Annotated in this window: 14 protein-coding genes, 1 tRNA gene and 1 pseudogene; 9 read left to right on the plus strand and 7 right to left on the minus strand. The window is 71.1% G+C overall.

Going from position 1 to position 14,787, the window contains the following annotated elements; genetic code table 11:
- Window positions 1–559 precede the first annotated feature (559 nt).
- Window positions 560–862 carry a MerR family transcriptional regulator gene (locus AB0F61_RS22790; RefSeq protein ID WP_179780640.1) on the plus strand — a complete coding sequence of 101 codons (303 nt, stop codon included), beginning with the start codon at window positions 560–562 and terminating at the stop codon, window positions 860–862.
- A 151-nt stretch (window positions 863–1,013) separates the two neighbouring features.
- Here AB0F61_RS22790 and AB0F61_RS22795 read toward each other — a convergent pair whose 3' ends face one another.
- Window positions 1,014–1,394, minus strand: coding sequence for a VOC family protein (locus AB0F61_RS22795; protein WP_357812977.1), 381 nt, complete (start codon window positions 1,392–1,394; stop codon window positions 1,014–1,016).
- Between the two features lie 221 nt (window positions 1,395–1,615).
- Between AB0F61_RS22795 and AB0F61_RS22800 the strand changes: the two genes are divergently transcribed.
- Both AB0F61_RS22800 and AB0F61_RS22805 read left to right on the plus strand, forming a co-directional pair.
- Window positions 1,616–2,218 carry an HAD family phosphatase gene (locus AB0F61_RS22800; protein WP_357812810.1) on the plus strand — a complete coding sequence of 201 codons (603 nt, stop codon included), beginning with the start codon at window positions 1,616–1,618 and terminating at the stop codon, window positions 2,216–2,218.
- A 183-nt stretch (window positions 2,219–2,401) separates the two neighbouring features.
- A complete protein-coding gene (locus tag AB0F61_RS22805) occupies window positions 2,402–2,968 on the plus strand; it encodes an AAA family ATPase (protein WP_357812812.1) in 567 nt (188 codons plus the stop codon).
- A 171-nt stretch (window positions 2,969–3,139) separates the two neighbouring features.
- Here the strand turns inward: AB0F61_RS22805 and AB0F61_RS22810 are convergent, their stop codons facing one another.
- The 3 genes from AB0F61_RS22810 to AB0F61_RS22820 all read right to left on the minus strand — a co-directional run bounded on the left by AB0F61_RS22810 (window position 3,140) and on the right by AB0F61_RS22820 (window position 5,170).
- Entirely contained in the window at window positions 3,140–4,219 is a 1,080-nt protein-coding gene (locus tag AB0F61_RS22810; RefSeq protein WP_357812815.1) for a GTPase, read from the minus strand.
- Between the two features lie 132 nt (window positions 4,220–4,351).
- Complete coding sequence (locus AB0F61_RS22815; RefSeq protein ID WP_357812819.1) at window positions 4,352–4,972, minus strand: hypothetical protein; 621 nt, start codon at window positions 4,970–4,972, stop codon at window positions 4,352–4,354.
- A gap of 125 nt (window positions 4,973–5,097) precedes the next feature.
- Window positions 5,098–5,170: transfer RNA gene (locus AB0F61_RS22820), tRNA-Arg, on the minus strand.
- A 160-nt stretch (window positions 5,171–5,330) separates the two neighbouring features.
- Here AB0F61_RS22820 and AB0F61_RS22825 point away from each other — a divergent pair.
- Window positions 5,331–6,026: a hypothetical protein gene (locus AB0F61_RS22825; RefSeq protein WP_357812822.1), complete on the plus strand. Its 696-nt coding sequence runs from the start codon at window positions 5,331–5,333 to the stop codon at window positions 6,024–6,026.
- 134 nt (window positions 6,027–6,160) lie between these two features.
- On the opposite strand, the pseudogene AB0F61_RS22830 reads toward AB0F61_RS22825, so the two are convergent.
- Together AB0F61_RS22830 and AB0F61_RS22835 are read right to left on the minus strand one after the other, a co-directional pair.
- Window positions 6,161–7,231: pseudogene (locus AB0F61_RS22830) on the minus strand (alpha/beta hydrolase); the annotation flags it as partial.
- 141 nt (window positions 7,232–7,372) lie between these two features.
- Window positions 7,373–7,813 (minus strand): HPF/RaiA family ribosome-associated protein, encoded by a 441-nt coding sequence (locus AB0F61_RS22835; protein WP_357812825.1) that lies wholly within the window; start codon window positions 7,811–7,813, stop codon window positions 7,373–7,375.
- Window positions 7,814–8,117: 304 nt separating this feature from the next.
- Here AB0F61_RS22835 and AB0F61_RS22840 point away from each other — a divergent pair, with 304 nt between their 5' ends.
- The 3 genes from AB0F61_RS22840 (at window position 8,118) to AB0F61_RS22850 (ending at window position 11,906) form a co-directional block, all read left to right on the plus strand.
- The gene (locus AB0F61_RS22840) at window positions 8,118–8,951 is read left to right on the plus strand and encodes a single-stranded DNA-binding protein (RefSeq protein WP_357812827.1); all 834 of its coding nucleotides are present in this window, start codon (window positions 8,118–8,120) and stop codon (window positions 8,949–8,951) included.
- 301 nt (window positions 8,952–9,252) lie between these two features.
- Window positions 9,253–10,368: a cobalamin biosynthesis protein gene (locus tag AB0F61_RS22845; protein WP_357812980.1), complete on the plus strand. Its 1,116-nt coding sequence runs from the start codon at window positions 9,253–9,255 to the stop codon at window positions 10,366–10,368.
- Window positions 10,365–11,906 carry a cobyric acid synthase gene (locus AB0F61_RS22850; RefSeq protein WP_357812830.1) on the plus strand — a complete coding sequence of 514 codons (1,542 nt, stop codon included), beginning with the start codon at window positions 10,365–10,367 and terminating at the stop codon, window positions 11,904–11,906. The genes AB0F61_RS22845 and AB0F61_RS22850 overlap by 4 nt, the downstream gene beginning before the upstream one ends.
- A gap of 97 nt (window positions 11,907–12,003) precedes the next feature.
- Here the strand turns inward: AB0F61_RS22850 and AB0F61_RS22855 are convergent, their stop codons facing one another.
- Window positions 12,004–12,405: a rhodanese-like domain-containing protein gene (locus AB0F61_RS22855; RefSeq protein ID WP_088949799.1), complete on the minus strand. Its 402-nt coding sequence runs from the start codon at window positions 12,403–12,405 to the stop codon at window positions 12,004–12,006.
- Between the two features lie 394 nt (window positions 12,406–12,799).
- On the opposite strand from AB0F61_RS22855, the gene AB0F61_RS22860 reads away from it, so the two are divergent.
- Window positions 12,800–13,483: a hypothetical protein gene (locus AB0F61_RS22860; RefSeq protein WP_357812983.1), complete on the plus strand. Its 684-nt coding sequence runs from the start codon at window positions 12,800–12,802 to the stop codon at window positions 13,481–13,483.
- Between the two features lie 143 nt (window positions 13,484–13,626).
- Window positions 13,627–14,760: a M48 family metallopeptidase gene (locus AB0F61_RS22865; protein WP_357812832.1), complete on the plus strand. Its 1,134-nt coding sequence runs from the start codon at window positions 13,627–13,629 to the stop codon at window positions 14,758–14,760.
- The last annotated feature ends 27 nt before the right edge of the window (window positions 14,761–14,787 follow it).

Genomic DNA, 14,787 nt, shown 5'->3' on the forward strand with positions numbered 1-14,787 from the left:
CACGGCCGGCGGGACTGCTCGCGCCGGCAGAGGAAATCTCTGCGCGAAACGCTAGATATTCTTGCCGCCGTGAGCTAACGTTCCTGAAGTCGAAGACGGAGCAAGTAAAGACGCTGACGTGACCGCCCCATCCGAGGGCGAAGGAGTGGGGCCAGCAACGCGGGCCCGCTCGGAGAGGTAGCGGGTGAGGCCGACGCTCGTTCAGGGCTTCACCCGAGGTAAGCAGGGTTCGTCGTACGTGTCAGGGCCAGGAAGTCGCGTGGGGCTCGGACACCGGCGGACAGAACGAGGAACGACAGAGGAAATCAGAGGCAAGGGAGGGCGTAACACCGTTGGATCGCCCGCTGTCAGCCACATTCGTGGGCTGGGCGGACACCGCAGTTTCCATCGAACGAAAGGTGGTCTCCGGTCACGCATATGCGATCCTCGCACCCGATGCCGTTGTTGACGGCCGGTGCGGACAAGACAAGCCGACGTTCAGTCGGCAGATGGTGTTCCTGACCCACAACCCTTGGGCCCCGGTGCTTTCGAGCACCGGGGCCCTCGTGATGGAGGTTTCATGACCCAATCCGACGACATGCTCGACGACGAGGACTACCCCGCCTACACCATGGGCCGTGCCGCCGAGATCATCGGCTGCTCGCAGGACTTCCTACGCCGGCTCGGCGACGCCAAACTGATCGACCCGCAGCGCTCCAGCGGCGGGCACCGCCGCTACTCCCGCTATCAGCTACGTCTTGCCGCGCGAGCCCGGGAGATGTGCGACCAGGGCACCGACATCGCCTCGGCCTGCCGGATCATCATTCTTGAGGACCAACTCGAAGAGGCCCTTCGACGCAACGAGCGCTACCAGCAGGGCTGAACACACCCCACGCTGCGGCCTCCCGCACAGGTGAAGCCGACCGCCACACGGTCCCTCCCACCAGGGCAGGGACCGTTCGTCGTCTGCGGAGCGCCTCGGTCGGGTGCCGCCCAGCAATTCGGCTGCCGGTGTCGAGCGGGTTCGGCGCGGTTCAGAGGTGCTGGACGAGCTGGACCGGGTTGCCGTCCGGGTCGGCCGTCCAGGCGATCAGCAGACGATCGAGCCACCGGTGCGGTGCGGCCAGCGCGGGTGCGCCGTTCGCCGTCAGTTCGGCGTACGCGCCGGCGGTGTCGTCGGTCCACAGGATCACCGCCGCCCGCTGGCCCTGGGACACGGGGTCGAGCCCGTGATCGTCTCGGGTGGAGGTCGCCGAGGCAATGCCGATCTTGTAGCCGTCGAGCACGAGGTCGATGTGGATGGGCTCGCCTTCGGTCGGCACGCGGAAGGTTTCGGTGAAGCCAAGACCGGCGTAGAACTCGGCGGCGCGCGGCACGTCCTCAGTAAAGAGGATCACCTGAGGGGTGCGGAACATCGACACGCGACGACGCTAGCAGCGCGACGGCAGGCTGGTCAGGTTCCGGTTGGGTGAGTACGCCAGCCCATGGCGTCGAGCACGGACGGCTGTGCGACCGGCCGGCGCTGACCGTCTGATCCGTTGACTCCCAAGACCACTCCGGGGCGGATCGGCAGCACCCCCGACGTCCTGGTCGCCGCCCGCTCCTCGCATGTCGGCGGGGCGGCTATCGTCAGCGCATGCCGTCAAAGGTGATCTTCTTCGACCTCGGAGGTGTGGTCTGCCGGTTCCGCCCAGAGCGGCGACTGGCCGCTCTCGGGGAGGCGTGTGGGGTAAGCGCCGACCAGGTCGAGAGCGTGCTGTACGCGTCCGGGCTCATCGAACGGTGGGATCGCGGCCTCGGCTCGTCGGCGGAGATCCACCGCGCAGTTCGGGAGGGTCTGGGATACCGGGGCGATCGCACGACGCTCCACCAGATCTGGTGCCGTGCCTTCGAGCCGGATCCGCAGGTGCTGGAACTGGTGGAGGGCCTGCGCCCGCTGCGAACAGCCCTGCTCACGGACAATGATCCGCTGCTTCTGGATGCGCTCCCGGATGTGCTTCCCCACGTTGCCTCCCGCTTCGATGCCCTGCTCTTTTCTTGTCAGCTTGGAGCTACCAAGCCCGACCCGGACGTGTTCAACCGGGCACTTGACCTGATGGGCAGCGCCCCGAGCGAGGCGGTGTTCATCGACGACAAGGCCGCGAACGTTGCCGCCGCACAGGAGTTGGGCATCACCGCGATACGGTTCAGCGGGCCCGCTGAGTTGGGCGCTGCGCTGGACAGGCTCCTGGCCCCGTGAACGCGGACGACGCCGGGCGACCCGGGCGGCGGCCGGACTCGACTGGCTGCGGCTGCAACGACCTGCGGCACGCGCGGCAGCCATCGCCCCGCCCTCGACGGCCAGCAACCCCGACGGCGATCGTCCCGCCTCAGGACCCCGTCCATAACGCCGCCCGCTTGCTCACCCGCGTTAATGTGCCCCGTGATCGTATGGCTCAACGGCACCCACGGCGCGGGCAAGACGACGACCAGCGCGCTCGTGCAACAACTGATCCCGGATTCACGGGTATTCGACGCCGAGAAGGTCGGCGAGACACTCATGGACATCACGCCGGGGCTGCCCGAGACGGACAACTTCCAGCACTGGCCGCCGTGGCGGCAGCTCGTCGTCGAGACCGCCCGCCGCGTGCTCGACTACACCGGCGGCACTCTGGTGATGCCCATGACCGTCCTGGTGGAGCAGTACTGGCGCGAAATCAGCGGGGGCCTCGCCCAACACGCCATACCGGTAAGGCACTTCGTCCTCCACGCTGACCAAGACACCCTCCGTAGGCGTATCGAGGGGGAACACCCCGTCCCCTCCCCGTTCCGCCTCAAGTACCTTGAGCCCTACGCCGAGGCGGCCCGCACGTGGCTGCATGCCGAGGCCGAGGTCGTTGACACCACGCACCTCACGCCCGCCCAAGCAGCCCAGCAGATCGTCCTCCGAGCTACCGGGGGTAGCTCAGGCACTGTCCTGGCAGGCGTGCTCGGTGCAGTTCACCGGTAGCCGGGAGTTGCGCCTCCGCGAGCCTGTTTCCGCTGCTTCCTGTGAGTGCGCGACCTTCGGTCGGCCGTGATGTGGCTGGTCATGGTGTTTCGCCGGAGCGCGTTTTGACGTCCGCCATCGGACGGGTGAACGGCGGAGCGGCTTCGGGATCGATGGGATTCAGGAGGACCGCTACTGTCCCAGGATCTTGAAGACCCCGGCCACAATTCCAGAAACAATCCAGGAGCCGGCAGCCTTCAGTCTGTCCAACAGACCGGTCGACGCTCTCATGGCCATCACGGCCTCGGTGTTGTTGATCTGCTGAGAGTTCACGGTGATATTGGCGATGCCAGCCCCGACGTTGATCGTTGTTTGTTGGACGGGCACCCCGTCGGAGACATATGAGTGGGTCGTCGTGGGTGGGGTGGACGTCGGGCGCCGACCGGCGGGTCGGTCAACGGAGGCCGGCGTCGCGACAGTCGGCGTGGTCGCCCGTCGCGGAGCTGGAGCCGGAGCGGGTGCCGGGGCGACTGCGGCGCCTTTGCGGCGCCGGGGTTGGGGAGGTGTCGGGGTGGACTGCCGCGGCGGGTCAGGGTCGTCCTCCTCGGAGGCGTCCTCGCTGGTGACCCGCAAGATGGTCGACAGCACGAACGCGTCGAACCCAGGAGCGCTCACGCGCTCCAACATGGCGAGCCAGAGCCTTGCCATCCAGAGTCGTCGATCAGGTGTGCGTTCGCGAGTGTTTGTCACCGGGACGAAGGGGATCCGGTGGGCGCGGTCGCCCACCACTGTCTCCATTGCTTCGCGCAGCGCCGCGCTTCGCTGGGCCAGTTCGTCGGGGTAATCGAGGCGGGTGAACTTGTCCGCACGGGTGAGCACAACGACCGCACGGTCCCACAGGCCGTGGCCGAACTTGGTAGTAAGCGCCCTGAGCGTGTCGTATTCGCTGCGCTCGACCCGGGTGTCGTCGAGCTTGGTAACGAACAGGACAAGATCGATTTCGCCGGCCTCCTGCTCGATCAGCGCCAGATAGCGCTCGTCGTTGGACCGGTCCCACCCGGCGTCACCGAACCCGGGCGTGTCGATGAGCACCATCGTCGACTCGCGATATTCGGCGTCGTACCGCTCGATCTTGGCAGTCGTCGGTCGGTATTTTCCCGTCTGGGCCACCGAGGCGCCGACAACCGAGTTGATGATGCTCGACTTGCCCACGCCGGTCCGGCCCACCACCAGGATCCGGGTCGAGCGCTGCTTGGAGGGTTTCTTGCTCACCAGGCTCCTGTCTTCGCAACCGGATCCCTACTAACGGTGAGCGTTCCACACCGCGTCAAGCCCGACAGTCCTACTCGCGATCATCGTCGATGACGGCTACGTGCGACATCGCGGTGAGGCGCGGGAAGGCGGCTATCGCGCATCACCGTCCGATGCATCGTGCCGCTCCGCCGACGCCCGCAGCGCCGCCGTCATGGCGTGCCCTGGGTAGTCGACAAGCGTGGGGTAGCGCCCGCGGTGGTAACAGTCCCAGTAGCTGGTGATCCGCTTGTCGGTGAGCGCCACGAACGCCGGGTTCTCGGCGGCAAATCGCCCGTAGACGGCGTCCGCGGGGCTGTGTGGAACAACCAGCTCCGGCGCGAGTGCCCGCCAAATGACCAGCAGAATCTCGTCCACGTATTCGCCCACCAACTGCACCACGAACGGCGCCACCCACGGTTGGAACAAGCCGACCACCCGCTCCAGCCGCCGCTGCCTTACCCGGCCGTCGTGGTGCCGGGTGTACAGGCAATCCAGCACCGCACGGTGGGTGGCAGACAGCGCCGCCTCCGCGGCGACGGACGGTTCGTCGAGGTAGATCCGGGATGGAATCAGGACCGGCTCGCCGTCGACCAGCACACGGAATGGCGACGTTCGCGCGTGCGGCGCCGGCGGTAGGACTGCCAAGGCCTTCCGCACGTCATCACCTAGATGACGTGGGAAGGCAGCCTCCAGGGCTGCGGCCCCACCCAACTCCGGGCCGACGATCTGCACGGCCGATCGTAGCCCCGGCGGCACCGCAGCCACTACGAGATATCGCTTAGCCAAGATCAATGAGTAGCAATCACACAGATCACGAGAAGGGCAAGAAGTGGCAGGTCAAGCCTGCTTCTTCAGGGTGCGCCCGGCAGGATTCGAACCTGCGGCCTTGGGATTAGAAGTCCCCTGCTCTATCCGCTGAGCTACGGGCGCGTGTGGCGTGGATGTCGCGCCCAGAGGGTACCGCCGCCCTGCTGCCCGGCGGCGAAAAGGGTGCCCGCGTCCGCGTCGCCGAGCAGGGTCTCACGTCGACCGCGCGGCGGGCATCCGGGTTCCCACGGACCGACCTGGCCTCGGACCGTACCTTTGGCTGGTGCTGCTGGATCCCGACGTGGAGAACGACGTCGCCTACGAGCTGTGCCAGATCGTCGGTCGTGCCATCCTGCCGTACCGGTCGGGCGACGATTTCGGCACCGCGTTCTTCTTCCAGGGCGGCGAGGACCCGGTGGGGGAGTCGCTGCTGACGGCAGCCGACCTGGTCGGCGCGCCGGGTGGTGAGCTGGGGCTGCGGGCGAGCGTCACCGAGCCGGCCGGGGTCGCCCCGGCCGCCGTTCCCGCGGTCGAGATCGTGCCCGGCTGGTCCCGCTTCCCCGGCGACGGCGTCGCGGTGCTGCCGACCGCGGGTCTGCACCGGTACGCCGGGGACGGCGGCTGGCGGTGGCGGGTCCAGCCGGTGCCCGCGGGGATCGCCGCCGAGCCCGAGGTGGTCGCCCGCCTCACCGCCGACGCCGGCTCCGCTTTCGTGCTGGCCCACGGGGTACGCGAAGACGGGTCGCGTCCGCTGGAGGTCGCGATCGAGCGGGTGGTCCGCGACGGGGACGCCGTGCGGATCACCACCGAACTGCCGCAGGGGTACGTCGGCGCGCCGGTCTTCGTCGTCCAGCCCGACGCCACGGGGGAGTTGTCGCCGTACTGCCTGGGTCTGGTGTTGCCCGGCGTCGGAGAGCACCAGGTGGCGACCTTCGACCGGATCCGTGCCGTTCTCCCGGCGTCGTCCGGTGACGTCTGAGCTGCTAGCCGCGTCGGTCTTCGGGCCGGTCAGCCGCCGGTTGTCGCCGCACCTGCCGCTTCGGTAGTCGAACCTCGGCTCTGCGGGAGCCCGGCCCCGCCGACGGCCGAGTCGGCGCTGGTCGAGGCTTCGACTGCCGAAGGCGCGTTGGCTGGCGCAGGATCGGCTGGCGTGCGGTCGGCTGGCGCGCGGTCGGCGGCAGCCGGGGTGGCTGTCGGCGCAGGGTCGGCGGTGACCTGGTCGGCCGGCGCGGTGGGGCCGGCGGCGAGGAACGCCTCGGCCCAGCGGCCGACCTCCTCGAAGACCTTCTCGCGCACGGCCGGACCGGAGAGCGTGAGGTCGTGCAACCCGCCGTCGAAGCGGGCCACTGTGACGTGGCGACCGAGGCGGGGCGCATACCGGACCATGTGCTCGACGTCCAGCACGGCGTCGGCCAGTGTGGCGTTGTCGTGCCACCTGGTGCCCCGGAAGGAGCGGGTCGAGCAGGCCAGCAGCACCGGCACCTGGATGTCCAGGCCGGCGCGCAGCCGGCGCTGGCCGGTGCGGATCGCGTTCAGCCAGCCGGCCCGGACCGGGAACCCGGCCAGCGGCTTCCACGCCAGGTCATAGGTCCACTCGCCGCGGTGGTCGGAGTGGATGCTCTCGCCGTACACCGTGCCCAGGCCGAACGGCAGGATGCGGTGCGGCGCTCTGCGGCCCAGCCGGGAGACGGCGGCCGCGAGGGGTCGGCGCACCGCCCAGGGGGCGTTCAGGTCGAAGAAGGGGCTGTTGAGCACCAGGCCGTCGACGGTGCCGGTGTCGCGGCGGGCGTCCGCCCAGAGCGAGATGATCAGACCGCCGGTGGAGTGGCCCATCGCCAGCAGGGTGTCGTGCCCGTCGTCGGAGCGGATGATCTCGGCGGCGGCGTCCAGCTCGGGGAAGTAGTCGCTGATGTCGCGGCAGAAGTTCGGGGTCTGGCCCGGGAGCAGACTGCGACCGTACTTGCGCAGGTCCAGCGCGTAGAAATCCCAGCCGCGCTCGGCGAAGAAGTCGGCCAGGTGGGTCTGGAAGAAGTAGTCGACGAACCCGTGCACGTAGAGGACGGCCCGCCCGGTGGGACGCTCGGCCCTCCGCCGGACCAGTGTCGCGACGACCGGCCCCTCGTCGTCGGTGCCCAGGTCGATCGTCTGCCGCTCGTACGGCGGCCCCAACACGTCCGGTTCCACGAACGCGACGCTACGCCGCCAACCTACCCAGCGGTAGCCCGCGCTCCGGCCTGCCCCGCGATCCTGCTCCTGTTGCCCTGGCACAGCCCGTGACAGCCATGTGCGGACGGGAGGTGCAGGATCGCGGGGACGGGGCGTGGGTCAGACCGTTTCCGCGTCGGCGCGACTCGGGTCGGCGGCGGGCAGTTGCTCCTGGCCGTCGGTGGGGTCCGACTCGCCCTGGGGCTGTGGGATGTCGCGCAGGTGCTTGTTGTGCCGGGGCTCCTGGCGGGTCTTGGCGTCGTTGAGCCGGCGGCGCAGGTCGTCGCGCACGTCGTTGAGCGCGGCGTGCAGGTCCTCCTCCGCGGAGGTGGTGACGATCTTCTGCCGGCCAGCGATCCAGCACTCCAGGGTGACCTTCTGACCACGCGCTTCCCGGTCCTTCACCGACACCTCCAGCTCGGTGGCGTCGGCGTGGAAGCCGGCCAGCCGGGCGTCGAGCGTGGCGAACTGCTCGGCGATCCAGTTGCGGTCGCCCTGGGAGAACCCCGCGCCCACCCGCAGGCACTCGGCGACGGTGGCCGGGTTCGCCGCGGCGCTCATCGCCGCGCCTCGGAAGCGATCGCGGAGCCGGTCTTGGTGATCATCATGGCGCTGACCTCTCGTCGACGTGGAGCTGTCGGTGGTGCGTTGATCAAGTGCTTACCCACTGTGGTTGGTCTCGGAAACCGCCGACGCCCGGCCGGGTGGGTCGGCCGTACCACATCAGGGCGTGATCAGGGCGTTGTCCACAGGTGGGTTCGTCGTCCACAGGTTCGGACCGGGCGCTGGCGGTGCTCGCCCACGGCGTCGAGGCTCGGTGTCGAGTCGACTCGCGCTGGCAGGCCCCGATCCCCCTGGAGGGACGATGTTCGACACCCACGTAACAATTGTCGGCAATGTGCTGAGTGCGCCCGAATGGCGACGCACCACCCAGAGCAACACGCTTGTGGCCAACTTCAAGGTCGCCTCCACCGCCCGCCGACTCGACCGGGACAGCGGCCGGTGGGTCGACGGCAACTCGCTCCGCGTACGCGTCAACTGCTGGCGCAAGCTCGCCGAAGGCGTGGCGGCCTCGGTGATGGTCGGGGATCCGGTGGTGGTCTGCGGGCGGCTCTACACCCGCGACTGGACCGACGACGCCGGCAACCACCGCACCCTCTACGAGTTGGAGGCGGTTGCCGTCGGCCACGACCTGTCCCGGGGTCGGGCCCGCTTCCTGCGCAACCGACCGAGCATGACCACCAGCACGGTGGAGGACGGCGAGGCCGAGAGTCGGGTGCACGGCGAGCCCACCGAGCCGGTTCCGGCCGGGCACGAGCCTGTGCTGCCGGACGATCGCCCGCTGGACGACGACTTCGAGCTGCCCGACTACGCCGCACTGCGAACCAGCCCGTTCGTCGACGACCCGACAGGCGACGTCGCACCCCCGATCGGCGAGGCCGGCCCACCCGACGATGGTTCCTCGTTCGGCGAGCGTCCCTCGGGCGGCAGGGTCTCCCCGACCAGCGGACCTATCGGGCCGGGCAGTGGTCCGGCCGATCTCGACGACGAGTTGGGGCTCCCGCCCGAGGCGAATGACGACAGCACCGACCGCGACCTGGACGACGAGTTGGGGCCGGTGCCGGACGAGGGGCAGCCGGAGCCGGCGCCGTCCGGGCGAGGGCGGCGCGGTCGGGGTCGGATCCCGCAACCGGCCTGACCGGTCGGTTCGACGATCGCGGCGGTTCGACGATCGTGAACCTTGCGGCAGTCGAGCGGTACGAGGTCCGGTGCTGATCGTGACAGGACGGGCTCACCTGGCCTGGCACGACGGGGGTGGGGTGGCGACGCGACAAGCGTCGTCACCCCGCGTGACGGCAGTGGCGGGGTCAGCGGGGAGCGTCGGCTGCGGCCGCCACGACCCGCTTGCCGCCCGGGCGTGCCGTGGGTCGGGCTGGGTTCCGGGACGCTCGTCTAGGCTGGCCGGCCTGGAGGTGGTGCACGTGCGAGGGACCGCGCCGGTGGCGAACGCGGTGGGGCTGCTGGCCGGCTACGCGCTGGACAGGCTGCTCGGTGATCCGCGCCGGTGGCACCCGGTGGCCGGCTTCGGGCAGGCCGCGGGTGCGCTGGAGCGCCGCCTCTACCGCCCGGACCGGACGGCGGGCGCGGCGTTCACCACGCTGGCCGTGGGTGCGCCGGTGCTGCTCGGGGCGGTCGCCGCCGCGGCTACCCGGCACCGGCCGGTGACCCGGGCGGTGCTGGTGGCCGCCGGCACGTGGACCGTGCTGGGTGGTCGCACGCTGCGCCACGAGGCCACCGCCATGGGTCGGACGCTGCGTGCCGGTGACCTGCCCGCTGCCCGGCGCCGCCTCGGCCACCTCTGCGGGCGGGACCCGTCGACGTTGGGCGAGTCGGAGTTGGCCCGCGCCACCGTCGAGTCGGTCGCCGAGAACACCTCCGATGCGGTCGTCGCCCCGCTGCTCTGGGGTGCGGTCGCCGGCCTGCCCGGCCTGCTGGGCTACCGGGCGGCGAACACCCTCGACGCGATGGTCGGGCACCGGTCGGCGCGCTACGCCCGGTTCGGCACACCGGCCGCGCGGTTGGATGACCTCCTCAACCTGGTGCCGTCGAGGGTGACCGGGCTGCTCACCATCGCCGTCGCGCCGGTCGCGTACGGGGATCGGCAACAGGCCTGGCGGGTGTGGCGGCGTGACCGCAACGACCACCCGAGCCCCAACGCCGGCCAGTGCGAGGCGGCGATGGCTGGCGCGCTCGGCGTCCGCCTCGGCGGGCGCAACGTCTACTTCGGGCGCTCCGAGGTGCGGCCGTTCCTCGGTGACGGCCCTCGCCCGGAGGCGCGCCACCTCAAGCGGGCCGCCCGGATCTCCGGCGCGGTCGGGCTGGCCGCGGTCGGGCTGGCCGCCGCCTACCCGGTGACCTTCGGCCGCCTGGTCGGTGCCGTGGGTCGGCGTGGGCTGTCCGCGGTGACCGGAGGGCGAGGGTTGGGCGCCCTGGTCGGCGGGCTCGGTCCCGTCGACGCGGGCGGCGGGCGCAGGCTGGTCGGTGTCGGTGTCGGTGTCGGTGTCGGTGGGCGCGGGCTGCGAGCTGGCGGAGCGCGACAGGCGAGCGGGCAATGAGCGGCGGGCTGCTGGTCGCCGGCACGACCTCCGACGCCGGCAAGAGCGTGCTCACCGCCGGCATCTGCCGCTGGCTGCACCGCCAGGGCGTGAAGGTGGCGCCGTACAAGGCACAGAACATGTCGAACAACTCGGCGGTGGTCGTCGGGCCGGACGGGCGCGGCGGCGAGATCGGACGGGCCCAGGCCATGCAGGCCGCCGCCTGTGGCCTCGCACCCGACCTGCGGTTCAACCCGGTCCTGCTCAAGCCGGGCAGCGACCTGGCCAGTCAGGTGGTCCTGCTCGGCGAGGCGGTCGACACGATCACCGCGGGCACGTTCCGGCACCTGCGCCCCCGGCTCGCCGAAACCGCGTACGCGGCACTCGCCGAGCTGCGCGACGCGTACGACGTGGTGATCTGCGAGGGCGCAGGCAGTCCCGCGGAGATCAACCTACGGGCCGGTGACTACGTCAACATGGGGCTGGCCCGGCACGCCAACCTGCCCACCATCGTGGTCGGCGACATCGACCGTGGCGGCGTCTTCGCCTCGATGTTCGGCACCGTGGCCCTCCTGGACCCGGCCGACCAGGCGCTTGTCGCCGGCTTCGTGATCAACAAGTTCCGGGGTGACCTTGGGCTGCTCCAGCCGGGGTTGGACATGCTGCGTCACGTCACGGGCCGCCCCACGTACGGGGTGCTGCCCTGGGCACTGGACCTGTGGCTCGACGCGGAGGACTCCCTCGCCTACGGCCGGGTGCTCGGCCGCCCCGCGGCCCCGCACGGCACCGAATGGTTGGACGTGGCGGTCGTCCGCCTACCCCGGATCAGCAACGCCACCGACGTGGAGGCGCTCGCCACCGAGCCGGGCGTTCGCGTACGTCTCACCATCGAGCCGGCCGAGTTGGCCGCCGCCGACCTGGTCGTCCTGCCCGGCTCCAAGTCCACCGTCGCCGACCTGGCCTGGCTGCGCGAGACGGGCCTCGCCGACGCGGTGACCACCCACGTGGCGGCCGGTAAGCCACTGCTCGGCCTCTGCGGCGGTTTCCAGATGCTCGGCCGCGCCATCCACGACACGGTGGAGAGCCGACGGGGCAGCGTACCGGGGCTCGGCCTGCTGCCCATCGAGATCACCTTCGATCCCCGCAAGACCGTCCGGCAGTCGGCGGGCACCGCCCACGGCGACGTCGCGGTGCGCGGCTACGAGATCCACCACGGGTACGTCTCGCACACCGACCCCACCCTGGCCCCGTTGCTGACCGGCGACGACGGTGTCGGCGAGGGAGCCGTGCTCGGCGCGGTGCACGGCACGCACTGGCACGGGGCGTTCGAGTCCGACGGGTTCCGCCGGTGGTTCCTCACCGAGGCGGCTCGCCTGGCCGGGCGCAGCGGGTTCCGGGTCGCGCCGACGACGAGTTTCGCCGCCGCCCGGGAGCGTTCCCTCGACCTGCTCGGCGACCTGGTCGAGGAGCACCTGGACACCACTGCCCTCTGGCGGCTCATCGAAGCCGGCCCACCCGTCGGCCTGCCCTTCATTCCCCCCGGCTCCCCGCCGTCCTGACCCTCCCACCGTCCCTCGTGGACGATGGGAGGGGCCCGTTCCTGGATCGAGCGCGATCTTGAACCGGGTCGGTGGCGAGCCGGCGAGGCGGTGGGATTCAGGGGCGGATGTCGGCGGGGCGGTCGGTTGTCGGGAGGCCGGCGGCGAGCCAGGCGTCCACACCGCCGATCATGTCGGTCGCCCGGCGTAGACCGAGGGTCTGCAGGCTGGCGGCGGCGAGGCTGGAGCTGTAGCCCTGCCGGCACACCAGCACGATCTCCCGGTCGTATCCGGTGGCTTCCGGGATCCGCCAGGCGCTGGCCGGATCGAGCCGCCATTCCAGCACGGTCCGGTCGATGACGACCGCGCCCGGCAGGTCGCCCTGTTCACGGCGCTGCAGATCGGTGCGGGTGTCGACCAGCAGCGCACCGCCGCGGACCGCCTCGACGGTCTGCTGCGGAGTCAGTCGGTGCAGCCCGGCGCGGGCCTGTTCGAGTAGGGCGTCGATGCCGGGGCTCATCACGTCTCGGAGCACCACCCGATCATGCCGATTTGGTGGCGCCCCGGGCGGCGAACGGGCCGCCCGTCACCCGTCGCCGCCCCAATTCCCCCGGACGTGACGGCACCCGGCCAGGGTGCTCAGCCGGACGTGTCAGCACGGACGTCGCCGACCACTGCCGCAGCTTGATCCACTCGGCTTTAGGGATGTCGCGGTGTCCCGATAGCGGGACACCGCGACATCAATGAACTGGAGTCGATCATCCTTGGACTGTGTCACGGCGGCATACTTCGGTCATGCACCAGGGGAGGCTCTGCTGAGTCCCGACACCGGCCGCCCGGTGCCGGGCCGCGACGCCCGGTACCTCCCCGGACCCCCGACCGACGAGGCCGGGCCTGCCGACCGGGCCGGCTTGATCGGGGACACCGACCGGGTCGGCGAGGTTGGGGAGGTGGGTGGCCGTCGGGCTGGCGGGCTGGGCGTGGTGGTTGTCGAGGCGTACGCCGAACTGGCTCGTCGGGTGCTCGCGGGCCCGGCGCGGTTGGGGCGGACCCGGCTGGTCGCGGTCGACGGGCCGAGCGGCGCGGGCAAGAGCCGGTTTGCCGCGCACCTCGCGGATGCCCTGGCGGCGCTGCTCGGCGGTGACCGCCCGCCCGTGGTGCACACCGACGACCTCCTCGACGGTTGGGACGACCAGGTCACCTTCTGGCCCCGGCTCGACGAGGGGGTGCTCGCCCCGCTGCGCGAAGGCAAATCGGGTGCCTACCGGCGCTACAGCTGGGTGCGGCAGCGCTTCCTGGCCCGGCCGGTGCTGGTGCCGGTGGCACCGGTGCTGGTGGTGGAGGGGGTCAGCGCCGCCCGCGCGGCGGTCCGCCCGGAGTTGACGCTTGCGGTGTTCGTCACCGCGCCCGCGTCGCTGCGGCTGGCCCGCGCGGTCGCTCGGGACGGGCCGGAGATCCTGCCCGAGCTGCGCCGCTGGCATGCCGGGGAGCGGGCGCACTTCGCCGCCGACGACACGGCCGCCCGCGTGGACCTGCTGGTGGATGGCGCGCCAACGCTGCCGTACGACGCGGACCGGTACTACGTGCGCATCCGCTGAGCGGGCAGTGGACGGCCGTCGTCGGCTACGGCACGATGCGAGAAGGCCGCGACGACGCGAGACGGCCGCGACGAGGCGAGCACGGCCCGCGGCGATCGGCACGACGCGAGAGCGCTCAGGGTGCGGCGAACGGGGGACTCATCATGTCGGCAACGGACCCGCCCGCGCGGCGTCGGATCACGCTCACCGGGATCAGCTCCCGGGCCTGGGAGCACCCGGCCGACCGGGGTGCCCTTGTCGCGTTGCGGGAGCTGCGCGGGTTCGACGACGTGGTGCGGTCGTTTTTCGGCATGTGGAACGAGCGCGGGTTCCGGCTGTCCGTGCTGGCCTCGGGGATCCGGGTCGACCACCGGCAGTACCCGGCCGTGTGGCAGCGCTACACCGAGGCGGCGGCGGTGCTCGACATGGCGGAGCTGCCCGAGCTGTACGTGACCCAGTCGCCCTGGCTGGGTGCCGAGGCGGTCGGCCTGGAGCGGCCGTTCATCGTGCTGAACTCCGCGTGTGTGCAGCAACTCGACGAGGACGAACTGCGCTGCCTGCTCGGCCACGAGTTGGGGCACGTGGGCAGCGGGCACGCCGTCTACAAGACCATGCTCATGATCCTCACCCGGTGGGCGGCCAACCTGAGCTGGTTGCCGGTGGGAGCGATCGCGCTGCGGGCGATCATCGCGGCGATGCTCGAGTGGTGGCGCAAGGCGGAGCTGTCCGCCGATCGGGCCGGTCTGCTCGCCGGGCAGGACCCGGCCGCCGCGCTGCGGCTGCTGATGAAGCTCGCCGGCGGCGGTGACCTGTCCCAGATCGACACCACCGCGTTCCTGGAGCAGGCCGCCGAGTACGCCGGGGGCGGGGACCTGCGCGACAGCCTGCACAAGATCCGGATGACGGCGTGGAGCACCCATCCCGCGCCGGTGGCGCGAGCCGCGCAACTGCGCCAGTGGATCGACTCCGGGGCCTACGGGCGGGTGCTGGCCGGGGACTATCCGCGCCGTGACGACGACAGCTCGGCAAGCGTCTCCGAGGAGATCAAGGCGGCTGCCGACTCGTACCGGGAGGAGTTCAGCCGCTCCACCGACCCGCTTGTCGGGTTGCTGCGCCGGTTCGGCGACGGCGCGAGTGACGTCGGCGAGTGGGTCGGCGGCACCGCCGGTCGGGCCCGCTCGTGGGTGGATGCCGCCACCGAGGCGGCGGGCCGCGCGCAGCGCGCCGGTCGGGCCGCCCCGGGTGCCGCCCCGGCGGACGGCGGTGACGGTACGGGCTCCGCCGGCACGCCCCGGTAAGGCCGGCATACGATTCCGGTCATGACC

The sequence above is a fragment of the Micromonospora sp. NPDC023888 genome, assembly GCF_040639415.1.
In the GTDB taxonomy this organism is placed as follows: Bacteria; Actinomycetota; Actinomycetes; order Mycobacteriales; family Micromonosporaceae; genus Micromonospora.

Bases quoted from the DNA above. Each gene is read 5' to 3' on its own strand.
- AB0F61_RS22855 (WP_088949799.1), bottom strand. From the start codon at position 12,405: ATGAGCCCCGGCATCGACGCCCTACTCGAACAGGCCCGCGCCGGGCTG.
- AB0F61_RS22840 (WP_357812827.1), top strand. From the start codon at position 8,118: ATGTTCGACACCCACGTAACAATTGTCGGCAATGTGCTGAGTGCGCCC.
- AB0F61_RS22795 (WP_357812977.1), bottom strand. From the start codon at position 1,394: ATGTTCCGCACCCCTCAGGTGATCCTCTTTACTGAGGACGTGCCGCGC.
- AB0F61_RS22835 (WP_357812825.1), bottom strand. From the start codon at position 7,813: ATGAGCGCCGCGGCGAACCCGGCCACCGTCGCCGAGTGCCTGCGGGTG.
- AB0F61_RS22850 (WP_357812830.1), top strand. From the start codon at position 10,365: ATGAGCGGCGGGCTGCTGGTCGCCGGCACGACCTCCGACGCCGGCAAG.
- AB0F61_RS22865 (WP_357812832.1), top strand. From the start codon at position 13,627: ATGTCGGCAACGGACCCGCCCGCGCGGCGTCGGATCACGCTCACCGGG.
- AB0F61_RS22790 (WP_179780640.1), top strand. From the start codon at position 560: ATGACCCAATCCGACGACATGCTCGACGACGAGGACTACCCCGCCTAC.
- AB0F61_RS22800 (WP_357812810.1), top strand. From the start codon at position 1,616: ATGCCGTCAAAGGTGATCTTCTTCGACCTCGGAGGTGTGGTCTGCCGG.